This window comes from Pedobacter flavus (assembly GCF_036324285.1).
GTDB classification, from domain to species: Bacteria; Bacteroidota; Bacteroidia; order Sphingobacteriales; family Sphingobacteriaceae; genus Pedobacter; species Pedobacter flavus.
In genome coordinates, this window is sequence record NZ_JAZDQU010000002.1 from 963,768 (window position 1) to 988,126 (window position 24,359).

The 24,359-nt window shown below is 31.2% G+C and carries 24 protein-coding genes; 10 read left to right on the forward strand and 14 right to left on the reverse strand.

Annotation, left to right across the window (positions count from 1 at the left end; genetic code table 11):
* Positions 1-16: 16 nt before the first annotated feature.
* The 3 genes from VRU49_RS10460 to alaS are packed head-to-tail and all read right to left on the reverse strand — an operon-like array spanning position 17 to position 5,223.
* Positions 17-1,123: a TlpA disulfide reductase family protein gene (locus tag VRU49_RS10460; protein WP_330146731.1), complete on the reverse strand. Its 1,107-nt coding sequence runs from the start codon at positions 1,121-1,123 to the stop codon at positions 17-19.
* A complete protein-coding gene (gene gatB / locus VRU49_RS10465) occupies positions 1,110-2,612 on the reverse strand; it encodes an Asp-tRNA(Asn)/Glu-tRNA(Gln) amidotransferase subunit GatB (RefSeq protein ID WP_330146732.1) in 1,503 nt (500 codons plus the stop codon). Before gatB ends, VRU49_RS10460 begins: the two co-directional genes overlap by 14 nt.
* Positions 2,590-5,223 (reverse strand): alanine--tRNA ligase, encoded by a 2,634-nt coding sequence (gene alaS, locus VRU49_RS10470; RefSeq protein WP_330146928.1) that lies wholly within the window; start codon positions 5,221-5,223, stop codon positions 2,590-2,592. Before alaS ends, gatB begins: the two co-directional genes overlap by 23 nt.
* 111 nt (positions 5,224-5,334) lie before the next feature.
* Here alaS and VRU49_RS10475 point away from each other — a divergent pair, with 111 nt between their 5' ends.
* Together VRU49_RS10475 and VRU49_RS10480 are read left to right on the forward strand one after the other, a co-directional pair.
* Entirely contained in the window at positions 5,335-5,670 is a 336-nt protein-coding gene (locus VRU49_RS10475; RefSeq protein ID WP_330146733.1) for a MerR family transcriptional regulator, read from the forward strand.
* A gap of 38 nt (positions 5,671-5,708) precedes the next feature.
* The gene (locus tag VRU49_RS10480) at positions 5,709-6,650 is read left to right on the forward strand and encodes a M28 family peptidase (RefSeq protein ID WP_330146734.1); all 942 of its coding nucleotides are present in this window, start codon (positions 5,709-5,711) and stop codon (positions 6,648-6,650) included.
* A gap of 81 nt (positions 6,651-6,731) precedes the next feature.
* Here VRU49_RS10480 and VRU49_RS10485 read toward each other — a convergent pair whose 3' ends face one another.
* The 4 genes from VRU49_RS10485 to VRU49_RS10500 all read right to left on the reverse strand — a co-directional run bounded on the left by VRU49_RS10485 (position 6,732) and on the right by VRU49_RS10500 (position 9,955).
* The gene (locus VRU49_RS10485) at positions 6,732-8,216 is read right to left on the reverse strand and encodes a S41 family peptidase (protein ID WP_330146735.1); all 1,485 of its coding nucleotides are present in this window, start codon (positions 8,214-8,216) and stop codon (positions 6,732-6,734) included.
* A 71-nt stretch (positions 8,217-8,287) separates the two neighbouring features.
* Positions 8,288-8,830 (reverse strand): haloacid dehalogenase, encoded by a 543-nt coding sequence (locus VRU49_RS10490; protein WP_330146736.1) that lies wholly within the window; start codon positions 8,828-8,830, stop codon positions 8,288-8,290.
* A gap of 2 nt (positions 8,831-8,832) precedes the next feature.
* The gene (locus VRU49_RS10495) at positions 8,833-9,297 is read right to left on the reverse strand and encodes a hypothetical protein (protein ID WP_330146737.1); all 465 of its coding nucleotides are present in this window, start codon (positions 9,295-9,297) and stop codon (positions 8,833-8,835) included.
* A 7-nt stretch (positions 9,298-9,304) separates the two neighbouring features.
* Complete coding sequence (locus VRU49_RS10500; protein WP_330146738.1) at positions 9,305-9,955, reverse strand: ABC transporter ATP-binding protein; 651 nt, start codon at positions 9,953-9,955, stop codon at positions 9,305-9,307.
* 158 nt (positions 9,956-10,113) lie between these two features.
* Between VRU49_RS10500 and VRU49_RS10505 the strand changes: the two genes are divergently transcribed.
* Genes VRU49_RS10505 through VRU49_RS10525 form a run of 5 tightly spaced genes read left to right on the forward strand, consistent with a single transcriptional unit; the run spans position 10,114 to position 16,418 of the window.
* On the forward strand, positions 10,114-10,896 hold the full coding sequence (locus tag VRU49_RS10505; RefSeq protein WP_330146739.1) for a hypothetical protein: 783 nt from the start codon (positions 10,114-10,116) through the stop codon (positions 10,894-10,896).
* A complete protein-coding gene (locus VRU49_RS10510; RefSeq protein WP_330146740.1) occupies positions 10,886-12,895 on the forward strand; it encodes a ComEA family DNA-binding protein in 2,010 nt (669 codons plus the stop codon). Before VRU49_RS10505 ends, VRU49_RS10510 begins: the two co-directional genes overlap by 11 nt.
* 1 nt (position 12,896) lies before the next feature.
* Entirely contained in the window at positions 12,897-14,945 is a 2,049-nt protein-coding gene (locus VRU49_RS10515; RefSeq protein WP_330146741.1) for a ComEC/Rec2 family competence protein, read from the forward strand.
* Positions 14,946-14,995: 50 nt separating this feature from the next.
* On the forward strand, positions 14,996-15,772 hold the full coding sequence (locus tag VRU49_RS10520) for an enoyl-CoA hydratase/isomerase family protein (RefSeq protein WP_330146742.1): 777 nt from the start codon (positions 14,996-14,998) through the stop codon (positions 15,770-15,772).
* A gap of 13 nt (positions 15,773-15,785) precedes the next feature.
* Positions 15,786-16,418, forward strand: a complete 633-nt coding sequence (locus VRU49_RS10525; RefSeq protein WP_330146743.1) for a hypothetical protein — start codon at positions 15,786-15,788, stop codon at positions 16,416-16,418.
* Positions 16,419-16,442: 24 nt separating this feature from the next.
* Here the strand turns inward: VRU49_RS10525 and VRU49_RS10530 are convergent, their stop codons facing one another.
* Positions 16,443-16,889: an NUDIX domain-containing protein gene (locus VRU49_RS10530; RefSeq protein ID WP_330146744.1), complete on the reverse strand. Its 447-nt coding sequence runs from the start codon at positions 16,887-16,889 to the stop codon at positions 16,443-16,445.
* Positions 16,876-17,862, reverse strand: coding sequence for a cation diffusion facilitator family transporter (locus VRU49_RS10535; RefSeq protein ID WP_330146745.1), 987 nt, complete (start codon positions 17,860-17,862; stop codon positions 16,876-16,878). The genes VRU49_RS10530 and VRU49_RS10535 overlap by 14 nt, the downstream gene beginning before the upstream one ends.
* 118 nt (positions 17,863-17,980) lie before the next feature.
* Between VRU49_RS10535 and VRU49_RS10540 the strand changes: the two genes are divergently transcribed.
* Positions 17,981-19,174 (forward strand): pyridoxal phosphate-dependent aminotransferase, encoded by a 1,194-nt coding sequence (locus VRU49_RS10540; protein ID WP_330146746.1) that lies wholly within the window; start codon positions 17,981-17,983, stop codon positions 19,172-19,174.
* An 8-nt stretch (positions 19,175-19,182) separates the two neighbouring features.
* Here VRU49_RS10540 and VRU49_RS10545 read toward each other — a convergent pair whose 3' ends face one another.
* Positions 19,183-20,427 carry an ABC transporter permease gene (locus VRU49_RS10545; RefSeq protein WP_330146747.1) on the reverse strand — a complete coding sequence of 415 codons (1,245 nt, stop codon included), beginning with the start codon at positions 20,425-20,427 and terminating at the stop codon, positions 19,183-19,185.
* A gap of 152 nt (positions 20,428-20,579) precedes the next feature.
* Here VRU49_RS10545 and queA point away from each other — a divergent pair, with 152 nt between their 5' ends.
* Both queA and VRU49_RS10555 read left to right on the forward strand, forming a co-directional pair.
* The gene (queA, locus tag VRU49_RS10550; RefSeq protein WP_330146748.1) at positions 20,580-21,629 is read left to right on the forward strand and encodes a tRNA preQ1(34) S-adenosylmethionine ribosyltransferase-isomerase QueA; all 1,050 of its coding nucleotides are present in this window, start codon (positions 20,580-20,582) and stop codon (positions 21,627-21,629) included.
* 20 nt (positions 21,630-21,649) lie between these two features.
* Positions 21,650-22,306, forward strand: coding sequence for a 2-C-methyl-D-erythritol 4-phosphate cytidylyltransferase (locus VRU49_RS10555; protein ID WP_330146749.1), 657 nt, complete (start codon positions 21,650-21,652; stop codon positions 22,304-22,306).
* 33 nt (positions 22,307-22,339) lie between these two features.
* On the opposite strand, the gene VRU49_RS10560 is transcribed toward VRU49_RS10555, so the two are convergent.
* The 4 genes from VRU49_RS10560 to VRU49_RS10575 form a co-directional block, all read right to left on the reverse strand.
* Positions 22,340-22,498 carry a lmo0937 family membrane protein gene (locus tag VRU49_RS10560; RefSeq protein ID WP_330146750.1) on the reverse strand — a complete coding sequence of 53 codons (159 nt, stop codon included), beginning with the start codon at positions 22,496-22,498 and terminating at the stop codon, positions 22,340-22,342.
* A gap of 163 nt (positions 22,499-22,661) precedes the next feature.
* Entirely contained in the window at positions 22,662-22,883 is a 222-nt protein-coding gene (locus tag VRU49_RS10565) for a DUF2795 domain-containing protein (protein WP_008240955.1), read from the reverse strand.
* A gap of 87 nt (positions 22,884-22,970) precedes the next feature.
* On the reverse strand, positions 22,971-23,519 hold the full coding sequence (locus VRU49_RS10570) for a cob(I)yrinic acid a,c-diamide adenosyltransferase (RefSeq protein ID WP_330146751.1): 549 nt from the start codon (positions 23,517-23,519) through the stop codon (positions 22,971-22,973).
* A 77-nt stretch (positions 23,520-23,596) separates the two neighbouring features.
* Complete coding sequence (locus VRU49_RS10575; RefSeq protein ID WP_330146752.1) at positions 23,597-24,352, reverse strand: ABC transporter ATP-binding protein; 756 nt, start codon at positions 24,350-24,352, stop codon at positions 23,597-23,599.
* Between the last annotated feature and the right edge of the window lie 7 nt (positions 24,353-24,359).

Here is a 24,359-nt window from a genome sequence, read left to right on the forward strand (position 1 = left end):
AAGTATTTAAATACTTTTACTTTATGGTTTTTGCCAAAAAAGCATCCAATTCATTACCTCGTAGGTTTTTCGCAATAATTTTTCCTTCTTTGTCCAGTAAAAAAGAAGAAGGGGTAGCTTGCAACATATATAATTTAGCAATCGGACCTTCGAAACCAAATCCATCGCCCCCTTGGGTCCAGGTTAAACCATCTGCTTTAATAGCTTCCACCCATGCAGCTTTATCTTTATCAATCGAAATTCCAAAAACTGTAAACCCTTTATCTTTATATTTATTATAAGCCGCTACTATCGATGGATTTTCTGCTCTACAAGGCTGGCACCAAGATGCCCAGAACTCTAACAAAACATATTTACCTCTAAAGCTATTTAAACTCACCTTCTCACCACTTGGAGTATAAGTATCAAAATCTGGAGCAACCGCACCAATTTGAATTCGCTTCATCGAATTCGCATTTGATTTAAAACTATCTACCAATTTATTACCTTCAAATAAATCCTTGATTTTATCTGCATACGCAATTAATTGATCTCCATTTTTATCCTGACGAATTAAATTAATTGCATAAAAACTTACCAACGATTTATAGTTGTCCATCGCAAACTTAACTATTTCATTATCCTCAGTTTGTTTAGCTTTTTCGTAATTAGGAGAAAATTTATCTAAAATTGATTGTCTATTTTCTGGATCAGCGGCTACTTTTTCCTCAAACTCGCCTTCAATTTTTTCTAATATACTGGCGTTTTTGTTCTTAATCTCGTTTAACTCATTTATATATTTTGCATCATCAGAACCTTCTAAAGTGTAGGCGCCATTAATGTCACTTGCATCAGCTTTTAATGTAATTTCATCACCGTTTTCAGCGACAAACATATAAGCATTATAGTCTAATATTAATCTAAATAATTCAGGGTTTTCTGCGGCACGTTGAAATATAAAATCCCCTTTATCAGAAAGAAAGGTACTATCAACAGGAACAGGTTCTGCATTTTCAAATGAATACAAATAAATCATTGATCCCTTTTCTGCATTTGCAATATTACCATTCAACACAAATTTTGTTTTGTCCTTGCATCCTGCTAATGCAATAATTAGAACCAATAACAGACTAATTTTTCTCATTTTCTAATTTTTTAATAATTAATGAATTTACTATTACGGGATCAAATTTTCCCTTACCTTCTTTCATAACTTCACCCACAAACAATCCCAACACGCCCTTTTTCCCCTTTTTATAAGCTGCAACCTGATGCTCATATTTAGTCAACACTTGCTCTACCAATGTCTCTAAAACCTGAGTATCATTAGAAACTAATAAACTAAGTTCCATTGCTAATTGCTCTGCGTCTTTTGTTGTACCTTCTAACGCAGGAATTAGTTCCTGAAAAACAGACTGATGAGTTATTTTTCTATCGTCGACCAAATTTATGATTTTAGCCAACTGATTAGGTGTAATTAGCCATTCATCTATCTCAATTTGACGCTCACTTAACAAAGCACGAATCGGGCCATTTAAAAAGTTCACTAACGTCTTAGGATGGGAAACATTAGGTAATGTTAAATTAAAAAACTTGAATGTTTCAGTAGCGTTTACCAAGATGCTTGCATCTTCTAATGATATACCATAATCTTCGTGCAATCTATTTATCAATGCAGAAGGCAATTCGGGCATATTTTCTTTAATGGTATTTAACCATTCGTCTGAAATAAATATTGGAGGTAAATCTGGGTCTGGGAAATATCTATAATCATTTGCTTCCTCCTTAGTTCGCATCGGACTTGTTTCTCCAGTTTCAGGATCAAAATTTAAAGTACTTTGAACAACGGGAATATTTTGATTGTTTAGTTCTACCTGCCGCTTAAATTCAAATTCAATTGCCTTTTTTAAATTACGGATAGAATTTAAATTTTTTACTTCGCATCGGGTTCCATATTCTGTTTGCCCAATAGGTCTAATAGAAATATTTGCATCGCAACGTAAATTACCTGCTTCCATATTTCCATCGCTAACATCTAAATGCCTGATTAATTTTCTTATCTCCGACAAGATAAGTCCGGCTTCCTCAGATGTTCTAATATCTGGTTCAGTTACAATTTCTATTAATGGCACTCCTGCCCTATTTAAGTCGATATAAGAATAGTTTGAATCTTGATCATGCAAACTCTTTCCTGCATCCTCCTCTAGGTGAATTCTATTAATTCTAATTCTCTTAACAATACCATCAGCCCTTTTAACATCTAAATAACCATCTACACAAATTGGGTTTTCGTCTTGAGTTATCTGATAACCCTTAGGTAAATCAGCGTAGAAATAACTTTTCCTATCGAAGGAATTAAAGTTCTGAATCTTACAATTTAAAGCAAGTCCAATTCTAACTGCTTTCTCAATTACTTGTTTATTTAATACAGGTAATGCACCTGGAAGCCCTAAAGAAACAATTGAAAGATGCGAATTTGCCTCGCCACCTGCTGCCGCAAAATCTGAACTAAATAGCTTTTCTTCTGTATTTAATTGAACATGAATTTCCATCCCTGTTACCAATTCAAATTGACTAGAATTAGTTAACTCAGGAAATGTAGCATCTATTTTATTGAATAAGTTTTTCTGCATGTTCTAATACTTTAGGCAAACCCTCGCTATCTTTACCTCCTGCTGTTGCATAAAAAGGTTGTCCGCCCCCACCACCTTGTATTAATTTTCCTAATTCCCTAACCATCTGACTTGCATTCAATCCCTTTTCTAAAAGGTTCTCAGACAACATAACAGTTATTCCTGGCTTATTATCAATATTAGAGGTTAAAACTAACACTAAATTATCTACCAATGTACGTACACCAAAAGCAAGCGATTTTACGGCATCGGCCGATGATAAATTAACATGTTTAGCAATAAAATTTACACCATTAATGGTTTTAATTTGATGAACTAGTTCATGTTTTAATTTTTCAGCTTGCTCAAGTGCAAATTTTTCTGCCTCCTTTTTCAAGTTGGAATTTTCGTCCATTAATTGTGCAATTACTGAACTTAAATCTTGTTGACCTTTGAACAAACTTTTAATTTTTGCCATCTCTGCCAACTGTTCTTCCACAAAATTAACTGCATTTTCTGCTGTTAAAGCTTCAATTCTCCTAACACCTGCTGCTACAGCACTCTCAGAAACTATCTTAAAATAACCAATTTCTCCAGTTGCTTTTACGTGCGTTCCTCCGCATAGCTCCTTACTAAATTGGTCGTCAAACGTTATAACCCTTACATAATCACCATATTTTTCTCCAAATAAGGCCGTTACACCCGAATCAATTGCTTGTTGATATGGAACAGATCTTTCTTCTTTTAATGGTATATTTTCTCTAATCTTAGAATTTACAATTCTTTCAATCTCAACTAATTGCTCATCTGTTACTTTAGAAAAATGACTAAAATCAAATCTTAATTGGGTTGGACTTACCAACGATCCTTTTTGATTAACATGATTACCCAACACTTGTTTTAATGCGGCATGCAATAAATGGGTTGCTGAGTGATTATCCTGAGAATTTAATCTACTTTGTTTATTTACAACGGAAGTAAAGCATGCATCAATAACTGGCGGAAGCTCATTAGTAAAATGTACAATTAATCCATTTTCCTTCTTTGTATCTATAATTTCGGCTACTTTATTTCCACTTTCATCAATTAGATACCCCTTGTCGCCAACCTGGCCCCCACTCTCTGCATAAAAAGGCGTAACATCTAAAACCAACTGAAATTGAGTAATTCCCTTAACTGTAATTTTACGGTATTTAATTATTTTAGATTGAGCATTTAAGCTATCATATCCAACAAATTCAGTATGCTCAGCGTTGCTAACAATTACCCAATCTGCGGTATCAATAGATGTTGCAGCTCTACTATTAGATTTTTGCTTTTCCAATGCTTTCTCAAACCCAGCTAAATCTACCGTCCACCCCTTTTCTCTTGCCATTAACTCAGTTAAATCTATCGGGAATCCAAAAGTATCCGATAACTCAAAAGCAAATTCACCATCCACTACATTATTTTTTGTTTCATATTTTTCGAAACGTTGTAATCCAGCAGAAAGCGTTCTTAAAAATGAAGTTTCTTCTTCTAAAACTACTTTTTGAACAAAATCTTGTTGATTTATTAATTCATCAAAAACACCCTTAAATTGTTCAGCTAAGATGGGAACCAACTGATTTAAAAATGGTTCTTTAAAGCCTAAATTAGTATAAGCATATCTAACCGCTCTTCTTAAAATACGTCTTATTACATATCCTGCCTTGTTATTAGAAGGCAATTGTCCATCTGCAATCACAAATGAAATAGCACGAATATGATCGGCCATAACACGCATTGCAACAGCTGCTGGCCAGTCTTCGTGTCCTGGTTCTGCAGAAGAATTATATTTTTTTCCGGATGCTGTAGCTATAAATTGAATTAAAGGTTGAAATACATCGGTATCATAATTAGAAGTTTTGTTTTGAAGCACTCGAACCAATCTCTCAAAACCCATTCCTGTATCAATATGCTTATTTGGTAAAACTTGAAGAGAACCGTCTTTTAAACGATTAAATTGAATAAATACATTATTCCAAATCTCAATAACTTGAGGATGGTCGGCATTTACCAATTCCTTACCGCTAACTGCAGCACGTTCTTCATCAGTTCTACAATCTACGTGAATTTCAGAACAGGGACCACATGGACCAGTATCGCCCATTTCCCAGAAGTTATCCTTTTTATTACCTAAAATAATTCGGTCTTCATCAACAAAAGCTTTCCATAATTCAAAAGCTTCTGAATCCATTGGAATATTCTCTGAAGGATCGCCTTCAAAAACAGAAACGTATAATCTATCTTTTGGTATTTTATATACTTCAGTCAGCAATTCCCAACTCCAAGCAATGGCTTCTTTCTTAAAATAATCACCAAAGCTCCAGTTGCCTAACATTTCGAACATAGTATGATGATAGGTGTCTATCCCCACTTCTTCTAAATCATTATGCTTACCCGAAACTCTTAAACAACGCTGAGTATCAGCAACTCTAGGATTTACAATTGCAGATTCACCGAGAAAAAAAGCTTTAAACTGATTCATTCCGGCATTGGTAAACATTAATGTCGGATCGTTTTTTAATACAATTGGTGCCGAAGCCACAATCTTATGTTGTTTTTCTTTAAAAAAATCTAAAAATGCTTGCCTAGTCTCCTTTGCTGTCATTGATGTATTCATACAACAAAATTAAAATTTTATTATTGGATTTTGTTAAAATCGCACTACATTTACATACTTTAGATAAAATTTGTAACTCATTAATTTTCAGAGAGAAGTATGCCTTACAAGGAAAGAGAAATAAATAAAATGTATTATACCATGGGTGAAGTAACCGAAATGTTCGGCGTTAATGCTTCTCAGATTCGATTTTATGAAAAGGAATTTGAAATTTTACAACCCAAAAAAAATAAAAAAGGAAACAGATTATTTACTCCAGCTGATATAGAAAACTTAAAGGTTATCTTTCACTTAGTAGATGAAAAAGGATTTACGTTAAAAGGAGCAAAAGAACATCTAAAGAGCAATAATTCTGAAGTTCGCGAAAATCAAAAAGTAATAGCTTCACTAGAAAAATTAAAAGCATTCTTATTAAAACTCAACGAAGAAATATAAACATCTATTAAACCTTAAAAACAACAAGTAAAACGCTAATGAGAAAATTATTATTTGTTGCCTTAATTGCTTTAAGCAGCTGTGCAACTACTAAAAAAGAAACTGCATTTAATGCAGAAGGAAAACTATTAAAAGATATTGAGACCTTATCTTCTGATGAATTTGAAGGTAGAAGAACAGGGACTAAAGGAGCAGAACTGGCTAGAAATTATATTTTAAACAGATTCAATGAAATTGGTTTACAAAAACTAGATGGTAAATCATCATTTATTGAAGATTTTTCATTTACAAGAAGAAACTCAACTACTCCAATTGAGGGAAAAAATATTGTTGGAATGATTAAAGGATCAACCAACAAAGCCATCGTTATAACAGCCCATTACGATCATATTGGCATAAACAATAACGAAATTTTTAACGGAGCAGACGACAATGCATCTGGAGTGGGAGCCTTATTACATATTGCCAGCTATTACGCAAAAAACAAACCAAAACATACTTTAGTATTTGTAGCTTTTGATGCAGAAGAAATGGGTTTACAAGGCGCTCATGCATTTGTAAAAGCCCCTACAATTCCATTAGAAGATATTAGAATGAATATTAATATGGATATGATCAGTAACAATGATAAAGGAGAAATTTATGCTGTAGGAACCTTTAAATACCCTGAATTAAAACCATTGATTACAAGCAATAATCCGGAATTAAAAATATTATTTGGACATGATGATCCGAAACAAGGACGTGATGATTGGACCAACCAAAGTGATCAAGGCGCTTTTAATTCGAAGAATATTCCATTTATTTATTTTGGTGTAGAAGATCATGCACATTATCATAAAGCAACTGATGAGTTTAAAACCATTAACCAAAAATTCTATATCAATGCTTCTAATGCTATTTTAAACGTAGTTAAGAATTTGGATAAGGCATTAGCTGTAGATCAAAGTGCTTTAAAAAGTAAACTAATTATGAAATAACCAGGATTGGCATCCTTATAAAAAAGGTAAAAAAAAAGCCCATTATGTTTATCTTAATGGGCTTTTTTAATTTAAAAGGACTTATTTAAATTTAAACCTAGGTCTATCTTCAATCATTCCTTTAAACTCTTGCTCATCAAACACTTTAGATAAATTATTTTCCTTATCTAAAGGCATAGGTGTTAAAGAACTCAACATTCTTGATTGGAGTGATGATAACGTAAAGGTGCCTTTTTCAACATAATTTAGTGCATAGGCTAAATAACGTTCGTTTACATCTCCAAAATCCTTTGTAAGATCGTCTGCTAAAGAAATATCAGGTACAAATCCATCAAAATAATCGCCAAAATTCAAATTGTTTTTTGTTTGAAATTGAGGCACATATAAATCAATTTTATCAATCGTAATTGCAAAAAATCCTACAGGTTTACCATAGGTAGTTCTTCCTATTACTTTTACATCCATAACTGCTTTTAAGTTATTAATAACTAATTCACTAGCAGAAGCCGTTGATCCTGTCACTAAAAAATATGCCCTTGTAATTTTATTAGCAGCACCTCTTTTCGCAAATATTTCCTGATTTCCGGCAGCTACCGTAGGCGCATAACTATAATCATACATAGAATAAATTCTTTCAACCCCATCATTTCCTTTTGCTCTAAATTTCTGATTTTGTAAAATAGTAGCCTGACCACTTTGCATGGTTGAATTAAAATAAGTGGTAAACATCACCTTACCATTTTGAGTAGAAGGTGCAATTAAGTTAGTTAATTCTGTTGCGGTAGAAACAGATCCTCCTCCATTATACCTAAGATCTACAATTACTTCTGTAATATTTTCAGAAGCAAAGTTAGAAAACACAGCATCTAAAGCTTGAACAGAATTAGCAGTAAAAGTATTATAAACGATATAGCCTACTTTTTTGGATCCAACTGTAAATACTTTATTAAATAATATTGGACTTATATTGTATGTCTTTCTAATAATGGTTGCATCTTTAGTAGAACCATCTAATTTTTTAACGGTCATCGTTATAGAGGTACTATTACCAAATAATCCTTTATTCAGCACATCTATTACAGTCTGACTACTTGCCACAATATTATTCTGACCGTCAAAAGCTACAATTCTATCACCCCTACCAATTCCTGCTTGAGCCGCTGGAGAATTGGGATACACAAATTTCACCCTTAAATCGTCGGTAGCAGTAAAAACTACAGAAAACCCATAATCGCCTGAAACCCCACCACCAATAGCTGCTGCAGTAGTTCCTCCATCAATAAATGAATATTTATCGATTGGCTTTCCTGGTGTTTTTAAATTTATAATTGCTTCTAAAACATCATCGTTTGTGGCGTATTGACGTGGATTAAAATTGGCATAGGTTGGCATACCTGTATTCCACAAGTAAACTTGTTGAGCGTATAAATAAATAGAATCCTTAGTTAATTCGGCCCTTGTTCCTGGATTATTAGGAGAAATTGTAGGAATAATTGGTTCAGTTTTTTTACAAGCCAACATTGTAAAAAGACTAAAAACACCAATTAATAGATATTTAAATTTCATAAAATTAGTTTAAAATTATAGATAGATATAAAAATCTAATTTAATATAATTTTTATCTATAATTTCAAAATTTAAGGATTTTTAACGTCGATCCAACAAACCTCATCCGTCGTTAAATTAATTGCTTCTGTTAAATTATTTTTTGCAGATAACCTATCCTTACCAAATTCTACAGTAAAATAAATTTTAATATCCTTTTCTAACCCATTCCACTCAATTTGCTTTATTTTATTGATCTGAACTTCCGGATTACCATCAACCAAAACAATAACCTCTAGGCCCTTTCCTACTGCCTCCTGCATTAAACTTAATGAAGATTGAAACAACAATAATTTTAAAGGTAAACGAGCTGTGCAATGCAATAAATTAAAATTATGCTCATATTTCTCAGGAATTTTAAACTTAGTTTGAACCTTCGAGAAAAGCTCTTCTGCTCCATTCGTTTCAAACTCATACTTTAAAAAATCTGTAATAGCAGCTGCATCCATTTGCTCAGTGTATTCCATAAATTGGGCAAATAGGTAATAAACCTGCAATAGATAATCCTTTTCGGGATATAGAACATTATCTAAATTAAAACAGATGGCTTTATATTTACTTAAATCGATTTCCATTACTAAATAAATGCTTTAAATTGAGTTCCTTCACTATTTTTAACATAAATTCCAGAACACTCCATTTTACTTTCCAAAAATTTGCCTGATATTAATTCATTTCCTTTTGAAAGAATTAATGTTTCCTGATCAACTAAAACAGATAATTCCTTAACATCAATGTTTATTTCAGAAGCTATGACAACTTGAATACCAAATTCTTCAAATAATGGAATAGCAACTTTACAACTTTCTATTTCATCTTTATATAAAGGAATCAACACGTCTGCATTTACATCTAAACAAGCCGTTAATAATTGATGTGCTAAAGAGTCTTCATTCTTTTCTCCTAGACTCTTAAAAGTAATATTTGAGACATTTATTGTAGATAAATCACCAAAATCGGCTAACGTAACCGAATGCAATTTTAACAATTTTCCTAGCTTAATGGATTTTAAACCTAACCCAGCAGTTATTAATATATTCACTTAATTTTTATATAATTAAACCGTCTTTCATTGTTACAACTCTATCACTTATGGTTGCTAGCTCATCGTTATGAGTTACAATAACAAAAGTTTGATTAAACTGATCTCTCAGCTTTAAGAATAAAGCATGTAATGCATTTGCATTTATGGAATCTAAATTACCTGATGGCTCATCAGCCAATATAATGGATGGATTATTGATTAAAGCCCTTGCAACTGAAATTCTTTGTTGTTCTCCTCCAGATAATTCTGCAGGTTTATGACTAGCCCTATCTTTTAAGCCAAAAAGCTCTAATAGTTCTATCGCCTTAGCTTTTATAGCTTTTTCTGATTTGCCCGCCATAAATCCTGGAATACAAATATTTTCTAATGCAGTAAACTCAGGTAATAAATGATGAAATTGGAAAACAAAACCAATATTCTGATTTCTAAAAGCACTTAATTGTCGACCAGATAAAATCGAAATATCTGTATTATTTAAAATTAAATTGCCTTTATCAGCATTATCTAAAGTTCCTAAAATGTGTAATAATGTACTTTTACCTGCTCCAGAAGCACCTACAATACTAACAATTTCACCTTTACTTACTTCAAAATCTACTCCTTTAAGAATGGGTAAATTCCCGTACGACTTATAAATACCACTTGCTTTTAGCATATACAAATGTAATCAATTGCTTAATCATCCAAAATTGATATCATAAGTAAACTTTTAAGGTTTAAAAAGTATTGATAGATATAATTAATAGTTATTATTTTAAAATATTAATTAATTTTAGTAAATTTGATTTATCATCCCATATAAATAAGTTCAAAATGAAATATGGGATTTTAATTTTATTTTATTGCTTAGCTTCTTCAGCATTTGGACAAGTAGGTTCACGGATTTCTGCATTAGGAAATAGTTTTACTGCTGTGAGAGATGAATGGAATGGTGCGCATAATCCATCTGCAGTATCTATATCTTCAATTCAAATTGCTATTAATTACCAATATGATTTAGAAAATTGGGGAATTTCAACACAAGCGGCTTTAATAAATGTACCCTTTAAAGAAAGAAATATACTTTCATTTTCCGCAAGTAAATTTGGAAATGCTATATACAACAATAGTAATTTAAACATTGCTTTTGCTCGAAGTTTTAAAAATTTTAATCTAGGAATTTCAGTTGCACAATCTGCTACAATAGTACCACAGCATATTCATCAACGTTCATATAATTTCAACTTTGGAAGTTTATTTCAATTAAACAATCAGTGGGCATTTGGAATTAGCTTTAATAATTTTTCTATTTCAAACTCATCTCAAGTTCGTCAGCACCCTATTAGAACACATTTAGGCGTAACCTATCAACCAACAGATAAAGTACTGGCAACCACTTCCTTTAAAATTGATAAAGATTTAAATAAACAGTTTAGCGGAGGTATTGAATATATAGTTCATCCAAAAATTGCTTTAAGAATGGGAATCATCACCTTCCCTTTTACACATCATTATGGTTTAGGATTAACACATAAAAATTTCAGGTTAAATAATTCCCTACGTCACCATAATCAATTAGGAATTCAACATCAAATCGAGATCAGCTATGCGTTTTAAACTTCTTCTATTTACTTGTTTACTTTTACCTTTATTAACTGCTGCATCAACCCAAGACACGCTTTTGAAAAAAGTAATTGATGCATTAGAAATTGAAGATGAAGACTTTGATTTAAGTGATCTTAACATACAATTAGAGCAACTAAGAAAAAAGCCTATAAATCTAAATAAAGCAACAAGAGAAGAGCTACAACAGTTAATTTTCTTATCTCCATTACAGATTTCCAGCATCTTAAATTATAGAGAAAAAAATGGTGAGTTTGTAAACCTATTTGAGCTCCAATCCATACAGAATATTCAACTGGATGATATAAACTTAATACTCCCTTACATTACTTTAAACACTCAAATAGAAGAATTTAAACTCAATAGCATTTTAAGAAACAACCAACACAAACTCTCAATAAGACATTCCTACCCTTTAGAAACGGCAATTGGATATAATAAAACTTCTGGAAGTAAATATCAGGGTTCTAAAAACAAGATTTTAATGCGCTATAGTTTCGCTGGAAATAAATATTTTTCGATGAATATAACCCTAGAAAAAGATCCTGGAGAACGATTATTCACTAAATCAAAAATTTTAGATCATACCTCTGGAAATATTACTATCCAAAATCTAAATAGGTTTAATAAAATAATTATTGGCGATTATACTACTCAATTTGGTCAAGGTTTAACCCTATGGACAGGGTTTGCCATGGGAAAAAGTATAGAAATGATTGGTCTTGTAAAAAATGAAACAGGATTAAAAGCTTATACTTCAGTAAATGAGTATAATTATTTCCGTGGAATTGGGTTGGATTTACGAATTATTAAAAACTTAAATTCTGCATTCTTTTATTCAAATAGAAATCTAGACGCTAATATAGACACGGTTTTAAACAATAAATTCACGACAAATATTTTAACTTCGGGGCTCCATAGAACGCAAAATGAAATAAATAATGCAAACACTCTAAATAATCAAGTATTCGGTAATGTAATTAGATATACCAATAAGGACTTAAATATATCGTTGATTAATTATTACAATAAATTTGAGCATACTATAATTCCTGCAAAACCTATTTACAATCAGTATGATTATAATGGAAACGACCTAATAAATTCTGGATTAGCATATGGTTATAGCCTTAAAAATTTATATGTTTTCGGAGAAATTTCTAAAAGCTTGCCTGGTGGATTTGCCTATTTAAATGGTGTATTAATAAATTTATCTTCCACTTTATCACTCAGTTTACTTCATAGGAAATACCCCATTAATTATTATTCTTTCAACAATAATGCAATAAGCGAAAGTACTAATGCGCAAAATGAAACTGGATTATTGTACAACCTAAATTTTCAATTCAATAAAAAATTTAAATTAATTTTTAGCTTAGATGATTTTAAATTTCCATGGCTAAAGTACAGGGTAAATAATCCAAATAATGGCCATACTTATCAATCCTCTTTTTACTTTACCCCCAACAAATTAGTTAAATTTCATTTTAATTTTAGATCTACTTATAAGCCTCAAAATGAGGAAAATCCATCAAATATTTTAGCGGTTACTCATTACAATAAAAACCAATTAAAACTTCAATATAGTAACGATAAAAACAATAAACTGGGATTTCAAACTAGTGTTTATTTAACAACTTATACCAAAGAAAAAACAAAAGAAAACGGATTTGCCTTACTTCAAGACTTTAATTATTTATTAGGTAAATCCTTTGCAGGTAATATCCGATTAGCCTATCTAAAAACTACATTCAATTCAAGAATCTATGCATATGAGCAAGATGTACTTCATGCTGGTGGATTTAACATGTACAATGGCCAAGGACTTAGGTTATACAAAAACTTAAAAATCAGGCTTTTTAACACCTTAAATTTCTACACAAAATATTCTATAACCTTATTTAAAAACACAAACACTGTAGGTTCTGGGCTTGATGAAATTAATTCGAATAAAAAACAAGAAGTAAAAATTCAGATGATGTTTAATTTCTAAAATGAAAAAATTAAATGCTAACCCATTTTTAAAACTAGTCATCTTCTATATTTTAGGATGTTTAATTTCCTTATACACCTCCTTTACTACAACTAACTATTTTTCATTTATTCTTATTATTACTTGCGGATCACTGATTTTTATTAATAGAAAACATTTAAAAAACAATTCCTCCATTTTTTCCAATATTATACTTTTTCTAACCTTAATTACTGGATTCCTACTACATAAAAACTACAATGAATTAAATTATAAATCACATTTCTCAAATTATAAATTCGAATATTTTGAGGCTAAAATCATTAATGAACCTGTATATAAAAATGATTTAATTCTATTTCATGCCGAGGTTGATAAAATCTTTCGCGATAAATGGATTTCAACTAATGGAAAAATAAATTTCACCATAAAAAAAGATACTTTAAGCAAGTTAAATCTCAATTACGGTTCAGTAATTTTATCATCTTCAACTATTAATAATACCACCCCACCGCTTAATCCAGGAGAATTTGATTTTAAATTTTGGTTAAGCACAAAAAACATCAATCATGCTAGCTTTGCTAATGAATCTCAAATAAAAACACTAACTAATTTTCAAGGAAATTACATCCAAAAACTTGCCTATGAAATAAGAAAAGTTAATATCGAAAAATATAAGTTGTTAATTAAAAATCCAGAAGCTTTGAGTATTGCGTCAACATTAATTTTCGGATATAGAGCAGAATTATCCAGCGAAACTTTAGAAGCTTTTTCATTAACAGGCACAATTCATGCCCTTTCAGTTTCAGGAGCCCATGTTGCCATTATTTACGTATTTCTGAATTATTTATTCTTCTTTTTAAACAATAATAAAACCTTAAAATTTTTCAAATTCTTAATAATAATTATCATTCTTTGGTTTTATGTTTTTATTACTGGATTCTCTCCTCCCGCTTTAAGATCTGTAATTATGATTAGTTTATTGATCACAGCAGACACTTTTAACAATCAATACAGCAGTATAAACATCATGGCATTTTCTGCATTGATATTGCTTTTATTCAATCCATTTTACATAAGCGATGTAGGATTTCAATTATCATATACTGCGGTATTAGGACTAATAATTTTACAACCAGAAATTGAAAAACTAATCAGAATTAAATCACCATTTATAAAATCCATTTGGGCATTAATAGCCATGTCGTTGGCCGCACAAATTGGCACATTACCACTAAGCCTTTATTATTTTCATCAGTTTCCCGTATATTTTTTAATTGGCAACTTATTTATAGCCTTACCTATAAACTTAATAATGGGTTTAGGGGTAGTAGTATTGATCCCAGGTTTTGGATTTTTAGGTCCGGTTTTAGATTGGTGTATTACATTTACCTATAACGGATTAATATTTATATCATCTCTACCCTTTTCAAGTGTTCAGAAAATTCAAATAGATATATTTCAAGTTTTAATTATTGTCTTATTAATTTCATCAATTACACTTTCATTAAAAATTAAAAGCTCAACATTTAAAATATCTTTAATTACCCTTTTCTTAATATTGATAACCTATAATGCCATTCTGAAATTATCGAAAAAAGACACCTTACTATTTTATAGCTTAAAACAAAATATCGGCATTGGAATAATCCAGCATAACAAATTAAACCTTTATACTAATCTAAACTCGGAAGATAAAATTTTCAAAAATGCTATACTTCCTGGAATTACCAATTTAAAAATAAAGGAATATCGAATTAACAATTTAGAGTTACCGAAAATAAATACAACTCATTTCCATTATCTAATCGCCAACCCAATAAAAAAGTTGTTAATCATAGATAACTGCGTAGAAAAAGCTCCATTTTTACCAAAAGGATATGATTATATTTTATTCCAGGGATTTAACTCATTATCAAACGAACAAAATTTGGAATTAATTTTAAACAATAAATTTGTGTTATTTGCTAGACAACCAACCCACTTAAACCTCCATCAACTTCCAGAGGTTTTAAAAAATAAAACCTATTTACTTTATCTTAATCCTAGCAAGGCATTTAAAATTGAATAATCTATCAGATTGTAAACTAAATTTCGTATAATTTTGTATATTTAAAGAAGATGGAAAAACTAGTGAATTTTACAGTTAATGACAGAATTGCTTATATCACATTAAACCGTGAATCAAAAAAAAACGCATTAAACCCAGAATTAGTAGCACAACTAACTGATGCTTTTTTAGAAGCTTCAAATAACCCAACCATAAAAATCATCATTCTTAATGCTAATGGAAGTGTTTTTAGTGCGGGTGCCGATTTGGAATATTTACAAAAGCTTCAAGTAAATACTTTTGAAGAAAATGTTGAGGATTCAAATAATTTAAAAAATCTATTTTCTCTCATTTATAATCATCCAAAAATTATTATTGCCCAAGTTGAAGGGCATGCCATTGCTGGAGGTTGTGGTTTAGCAACTATTTGCGATTTCGTATTTGCCGTACCAGAAGCCAAATTTGGCTATACAGAAGTAAAACTCGGTTTTATTCCGGCCATTGTTTCTGTATTTTTAAAGAGTAAATTGGGCGAATTAAAAGCAAAGGAATTGTTGTTTACAGGTGATTTAATAACTGCAACAACAGCTAAAGAAATAGGACTTATTAATTTTATAATAGATAAAAATTCAATACATCAAGAAGTAGAAAGTTTCGCCAAAAACATTTGCACTTCTACATCTTCAAATTCTTTAAAAGCAACAAAGCGCTTATTAAATTCTCTATATCATCCTGAATTAGAAAATCAATTGAATGAAGCAGTTCAATTAAATGCAGAAATCAGATCTTCTGAAGATTTCAAAAAGGGAGTGTCGTCATTTCTAAACAAACAACAGATTATTTGGTAAAAAAACAACTCGTATGATGTCAAAATTAAAATTTTCAATATTCACCCTAACTTTATTATGTATAACTCAATTCGCATTTTCGCAAAAGAAAATTAATGAAGGAATTGCATTTTATAATATCACATTTGAAATTGAGAAGCAAACCTATAATTCAGAACGTAACATATTTTTCAATGAGCATATATCTAGAATGGAAGCACATACTGAATTAGGTTCTTTATATGTATTTAATGATTTAATAAACGATACGGGGATGATTCTTTCAGATTTCGAAAATGTAGATGAAAATGTTGCCGCAATCATGACAAAAGAATTTATTAGTATGAGAAGAGCCTCTGAACCCAAATATTCTAATTTTATTCGTACAAATGAGAAACAAATAATAAATGGCTTTAATTGTGAAAAATATTCTTTTAAAAATGAACAAGGAGAAAGTCAAACCATTTGGGTAACTACAGATATTGAAATACCTGCAAATGATATAACCAGACTTTATCCTGTAAAAGGAACTGTAGTGAAATTTACTTCAAAATATGGGGAAGCTACATTAGCTAAAGTTCTTGAAGAAAAAACTGATCTAAAAAAAGAATTGAAAATCCCAGAGGGTTATAAAGAAATAAAACCAGAAGAGTTCTTCGGTGGTTAATTGTAACAACTAAAAATTACATCCTTATAAATCTAAAATACTTTTAAGATGTTGGATAGCCAATTGGTCCGTTTTAAAAGTTACATCGTCTATAGTTAATTCCGAAAGGGGTTTCCATCTAAAAACTTGATGTGCATTTATATCCTTACTAAAATCAAATGATTCAATATTGGTAGAAAATGTCATTTCTTCATTTGGATGAACTAAATAATAAATGGAAACTATCTGACTATCATTAAAACTAGATTGTTCGTAAAAATCAGTTGTATAGATATGTCTACCCACCTCAATATTCAAATTACACTCTTCTAAATATTCACGCTTTAAACAATCTACAATTCCTTCACCTAATTCCAATCCGCCACCTGGAAATTTCGTGAAAAATCTACCTTGTTTTTGTTCATCACTTAATAAAATTTCCTGCAAATCATTTATCAATAATCCATAAATCCGGATGTTAAAATAGCTCATGCATAAAGTGTTTTTGATTTAACCTTGTGTTCTTTTGTGTCCATTCTATCTCACCTGTAAAAGTCTCCTTTCTAACAGGACATTTTTTAACCTTACAATAATGGCAACATTCTGGCAAACATGGATCAGCATGAATAAAAAATTCAATATTATGAGGAGTTGAAGCATTAATCAGTTTATCAATATCTGAAATTTCTTGATGAACTTTTGCCAAATCGTAATAATAAGGTAGCGTAACATGGCAATCAATATGCATATCTGGCCCATATTGTTGTGCCCTTAAATTATGGACATCTATCCATTCATCTCTTCGGTTATTCTGCAAAACAGATACTATATTTACAATTACCTTTTCATCACTCTCGTCCATTAATCCGCCAACAGAAGTTCTAACCAATTTATATCCAGAAAATATTAAATACATTCCTGCTAAAATTGAAAACACATTATCCAACCACAACTTACCTGTAATTAAGATAAAAATTAACCCTATTATTAATGCTATAGAAGTATAAGTATCGGTTAATAAGTGTTTACCATCAGCATAAAGCGTAATAGAACGATGTTTCTTACCTTGATTAATTAAATATAATCCTGTAAGGAGATTTACAAGCCCAGTAGCAGATAAAATTAATGTACCTGTTGAAAGATGATCAATAACTGGAGGATTAACTAATCCATAAATTGAGTTGGCAATAATGATTATTCCAGCTATTAAAATCAATAATCCTTCTAAAAAAGCTGAAAAAAATTCAACTTTTCCATGTCCATAAGGGTGATTTAAATCTCTAGGTAAAGTTGATAAATAAATACTATAAAAAGCAAAACTACTTGCAACAACATTTACTATACTTTCGGTGGCATCGGTAAGAATTGCATTGGAATTTGTCAAAAAATAAGCCACAAATTTAGTTATCATTAACAAAATGCTAACTATTAAAGATATTAATATGGCTTTTCTACGCGGTTGCAATGGGATAAAATTACAAGATTAAAAATACATTTTAATGTATAATTTGCAATAAAATTGAAAAAAATCCCGGTAATTAAAAGAGGTTCCTATATTTGTCACAGTTTCAAAACAAGAAGATATGAATTACTTATCGAATAGAATAAACCAACTTTCTGAATCTCAAACCATTAAAATGGCTAAAATTGGTAGAGCTTTAGCTGCAGAAGGTATAGACATTATTAATCTAAGTTTTGGGGAACCAGATTTTAATACACCAGCAGGAATAAAACATGCCGCAAAACAAGCAATTGATGCCAATTATTCTTTTTATACTCCTGTTTCGGGATACTTAGATCTTAGAAATGCGATATCAAAAAAATTAAAAGAGGAAAATGGTTTAGATTATAGTGCAGATCAAATTGTTGTTTCTACAGGAGCTAAACAGAGTTTAGCAAATACCATATTGTGCTTAATAAATCCCGGAGACGAAGTAATAGTACCTACCCCATATTGGGTTTCTTATTCAGAAATGATAAAACTAGCTGAAGGAAAAAGTGTATTAATCCCTTCAACAGTAGAAAGTAATTATAAAATAACTGCCGAACAATTGGAAGCAGCAATTACGCCGAAAACAAAATTATTTATGTTTTCTTCACCTTGCAATCCAACGGGTTCTGTTTATTCGAAATCTGAATTAGCTGAGTTGGTTAAAGTTTTTGAGAAATATCCGAATATTTTTATCATCTCAGATGAAATTTATGAGCACATTAACTTTGTTGACAAACACGTTTCTATTGCATCTTTCGACTCAATAAAAGATAGAGTGGTTGTAATTAATGGCTTCAGTAAATCGTATGCTATGACTGGATGGAGAGTGGGCTATTTAGCTGCCAATAAAGAATTAGCAAGTGCTTGCGATAAAATGCAAGGGCAAATTACTTCAGGAACTTGCTCTATTGCACAAAGAGCCGCATTAGCAGCTTACGAGCAAGGTACAGCTACCGTACTTTTAATGAGAGAAGAATTTAGAAAAAGAAGAGATATTGTTTATGCTTTATTAAAAGAAATACCAGGAATTGAGGTAAATCTTCCCGATGGGGCATTTTACTTTTTCCCAAAAGTTAGTAGCTACTTCGGAAAGAGCTATGGAGATACAAAAATTAATAATGCAGAAGACCTTTGTTTGTATTTATTAGATAAAGCTCATGTTTCTACAGTAACAGGTGAGGCATTTGGTAGTTCAGAATGTATTAGAATATCTTATGCAGCAGCTGAAGATCAATTAATTGAAGCTGTTAAACGCATTAAAAACGCATTAAAACAACTTCAATAATTATATATTTAAGATCTTATTGCCTCTACAGGATCTAATTTAGAAGCGGAATAGGCTGGCCAGAAACCAGATATAACACCAATGGTGATGGAAATGCCTATTCCCAACATTACGTTATAAATATCTATCACAATTTTAACATCCGCTGCCCAAAGTAGTGTCCATAATAATAATTGAACCAATAGGAGTCCGAATAAACCACCTAAAATACAGAGTAATACAGATTCAAAAATAAATTGCAACAGTATAAAATAGTTTTTAGCACCTAAAGATTTTTGAATTCCAATAAGATTGGTTCTTTCTTTTACCGAAACGAACATAATATTAGCAATACTAAAACCTCCTACAAGAATAGAGAAACCTCCAATCACCCAACCAGCAATATTAACCATATCAAATAGTGAATCTAACTGTTTGGTAATCATTGTGGCTTTATTAATCGCGAAATTATCTTCAGCACCAGGCTTTACCCCCCTAACGGCCCTAAATTTCGCCGTAACTTCACTCTCCATCTCCGCTAAACTTATTTCATCTAAACCTCTAACCGTAATTTGAGGATTATAACGTTCACTATTTACATCAATAATACTTCTACCAAAACTTAAAGGAATTAACACTAACTCATCTTGTGAAATTCCCATCATATCCTCCCCCTCTTTTTTAAAAACACCAACTACCGTTACCCGCCTACCCATAAGTTTAATTTGCTTACCGATGGCAGATTCTCCATCAAACAAATTATTCGCAATGGTATAACCCAAAATACAAATTGGTGAACCGTTGGCATGTTCAGATTCAGTAAAATACCGACCTTCTTCAAAATCAAAATTCCAGGTTTTATTATATTCTATAGTCGCAGCTGTAATAGAAACACCATCTAATGAATTACTTCTGTATTTAACAGTCCTTCCAGATGCTGTAACATCATAAGTTATACCCTTTACATTATCTAATCTTTCTTTTAGCGCGTTGAAATCTCTATAGTTTGGTGTTGGTCTGTTCATATATTTCCACCAAGCAAAATTATCACTAAAAATCCAAGGCCATTTTTGAATATAAAGCGTATTAGATCCCAGCTTATCAACACTAGATTGTAATTTCGCACGGAAAGTATCTACAGCTGAAAAAACCGCTATAATCACAAAAATCCCAATGGTAATAGCCAATAAGGATAACATTGTTCTTAATTTGTTTTGGCGCAATGCATCGAAAGCGAACCTAAAACTCTCACCTATTAATCGAAAGATTATCATAATTATGATTTAGACCAAAGGTAATGAAAAACGTTACAGATAATTATGACTTATTTCAAACAATATCCGATTCATATTGATTTATAATAAAAAGCGAAATTTATTTTGTAAATTTGCGCCCTGAATAAATATTACATATAGTCGATATATCCATGAAATTATCTCAATTCAAATTTAACCTCCCAGAATCCTTATTAGCTTCTAATCCTTCAGAAGAACGTGATGAGGCACGTTTAATGGTTTTACATAAAGATAGCGGAAAAATTGAGCACAAGGTATTTAAAGATGTCTTGGATTATTTTGAAGACAGAGATGTAATGATTTTGAATAACACTAAAGTTTTTCCTGCTCGCCTTTATGGTAACAAAGAAAAAACTGGTGCTACTATTGAAGTATTTTTACTTAGAGAATTAAATAAAGAATTACGCCTTTGGGATGTTTTAGTTGATCCAGCTAGAAAAATTCGTGTAGGAAATAAGCTATATTTTGGTGATGATGATTTATTAGTTGCTGAAGTAGTAGACAACACAACTTCTCGCGGAAGAACTATCAGATTTTTATTCGATGGTACCGATGAAGAATTCAGAAAAAATGTAGAAATTTTAGGAGAAACTCCACTTCCAAAGTATATTAAAAGAAAAGCTACAGAAGAAGATAAAATTAGATATCAAACTATTTTCGCTAAACATGAAGGTGCAGTTGCTGCTCCTACTGCTGGTTTACATTTTAGTCGTGAATTAATGAAACGCCTTGAATTAAAAGGTGTAAATTTTGCTGAAGTAACTTTACATGTGGGCTTAGGAACTTTTAGATCAGTAGAAGTTGAAGATCTTACTAAACATAAAATGGATTCAGAGCAATTCATTATCGACGAAACTGCAGTAAAAATAGTAAATAAAGGTATTGAAGAAAAACGTAGAATTTGTGCTGTTGGTACAACTTCTATGCGTGCTATAGAATCTGCTGTATCTGCAAATCGTACTTTAAAACCTGCTAACGACTGGACAAGTAAGTTTATTTTCCCACCATATGATTTTAGCATTGCTAATTCTATGATTACTAACTTCCATACTCCAGAATCTACTTTATTAATGATGGTTAGTGCATTTGGAGGTTACGATTACGTTAGACATGCTTATGAAGTTGCTGTTAAAGAAAAATATCGTTTCTACAGCTACGGTGATGCTATGTTAATTATCTAATGTTTTAACCACCCTACATTATGCAATATTATGCAATTATCGTAGCGAGTGGGTCTGGAAATAGAATGGGTCAGAGTTTACCAAAGCAATTTTCATTGCTAAATAAATTCCCTATGCTATATTATTCCTTAAAAGCATTCCATAAAAGTAAATTCAAACCTCATATTATTCTGGTTTTAAATCCCGGACACGTACAGTTATGGGAAGAATTAATAGAAAAGTATAAGATAAAAATACCTCATCAAATTGTTTCAGGGGGAAAAGAAAGATTCCATTCTGTAAAAAATGGTTTAAATAGCATTTCTTCAACAGATGCTTTGGTGGCCATTCATGATGGTGCTCGCCCTTTAATTAAAACCGAGACTATAGATAAAATATACGAAGATGCTTCCAATCTAACCAATGCAATTCCGGTAATACCGGCTGCAGAATCCGTTAGATACGATCAGAAAACAATTGATAGAAGCTTACTCACTATAGTTCAAACACCGCAAACATTTAGCGCTGAAATATTAAAAGTAGCTTATCGACAAGAATATGATCCATTGTTTACAGACGATGCTTCGGTGGTTGAATCTGCAGGTTTTAAAATTTATTTTACCGAAGGCCAGCGTAGCAATATTAAAATTACTTTTAAAGAAGACTTAGTAATCGCAGAAAACTTATTAAAAATTTAGATCTGCATATTTTATGCAGATCTAAATCTTATTTTAAGTAGCCCTATTAATTAATTTTAATAGAACTGCTATCACTGCAATTACTAATAAAATATGGATTAAACCACTTCCTCCGTAATTGTACCCTCCTAACATTCCAATTAGCCATACAATTACCAAAATTACTGCAACGAAATAAAGTAAATTTCCCATCTTGTTTAATTTAAGTATGTAATAGGTTTAAATAAAGGTTAATTAATCACCTCTGATACTTATAACATTAAACTTGAATGATTGTTCAATAAAAAATAAAAAAACCTATTACATACCCTTAAACAGAGCATTATAATAGGTTTTAAAAGAAATTTATTCTTTATTAATATTCGTCTTCGTTAAAGAAGAAATCGTCTTTGGTTGGATAATCTGGCCATATTTCTTCTATAGTTTCATAAGGCTCACCATCATCTTCCAATGCTTGCAAGTTTTCAATAACTTCTACCGGAGCTCCAGAACGAATACCATAATCTATTAACTCATCTTTTGTTGCAGGCCATGGAGCGTCTTCCAAATGCGATGCTAGTTCTAATGTCCAATACATATATTTCTACTATTAAATTCTAATTTTATATTTTTCGCAAAAGTATAATAAAATACTTTATCATTGCAAAATATTTTTTAATATTTTCTAAACTCTTGGTTCCCAGATGTTTTCAGGCGCTCCAGCTTCTATATTAAACTTTCTAGAAAGCACAAATAAATAATCACTTAAGCGATTTAAATAAATTATTACCTTTTCTTCAATTTCATTTTCTATTGCCAACCCTACCACTAGACGCTCTGCTCTTCTACATACACATCTAGCTACATGACAAAAAGCAACCGCTTCGGTTCCCCCAGGCAATACAAAATGTTTTAAAGGGGGAATAATTAAATTGATTTTATCAATCTCCCTTTCTAATAATTCTATATCCGAATTATGTAAGTCAGGGATTTTCATTCTAGAAGTTTCTGGATCAGCTGCTAAAGTAGCGCCAATAGTAAATAATCTATCTTGAATTTCCTTCAAAATTTTTAATGTTTCAGGATCAGTTTTTTGAGTAGAGATTAATCCAATATAAGAGTTCAACTCATCTACAGTCCCGTAAGCCTCAATTCGCTCGTGATTTTTAGGTACTCTTTTTCCTCCAATTAATGAGGTAAGTCCTTTATCTCCCGTTTTGGTATAAATTTTCATTCTACTAATGTAATCGTTAGAAAGTTTATAGGGAAGAGTTTGTAGGAATTATAAATAACTAGATTGTAAAAAATCAATTAAATATTCTCAAAATCATCTCCCTTTTCTTTAAGGCGAGCCAATTTTGGAGAAACAGTCTTTATATCGGTATTTAAATAATCTTTTTCTATTAAACCATCACGCATTCTAACAATTCTATGAGCGTGTTGTGCAATATCCTCTTCGTGAGTAACTAGAATAATGGTATTTCCTTTACTATGAATTTCCTCTAATAAACCCATAATCTCAATTGAGGTTTTGGTGTCTAAGTTACCAGTAGGCTCATCCGCCAAAATTATTGAAGGATTATTTATTAAAGCTCTTGCAACAGCTACACGTTGACGTTGTCCACCCGACAATTCATTTGGCTTATGCATAACTCTATTTCCTAAACCAACATTTTCTAATGCAATCTGTGCCTTTTCTTCTCTCTCTTTTCGTTTATAACCAGCATAAATTAAAGGCAATGCAACATTATCTAATGATGTTGATCTCGGTAATAAGTTGAATGTTTGAAAAACGAAACCAATTTCTTTGTTTCTAACATCGGCCAACTGATTATCAGTCATCTGACTAACGTTAATTCCATTTAGAATATATGTACCTTTTGATGGCGTATCTAAACAGCCCAAAATATTCATTAAAGTAGATTTTCCTGAACCAGAAGGCCCCATTAAAGCCACAAACTCTCCTTTATTGATATCTAAACTTACCGATTTTAAGGCATGTATAACTTCAGAACCAATAACGTATTTTCTACCAATATCTTTAATATGTATTAAGGGAGTGCTCATGCTAGGT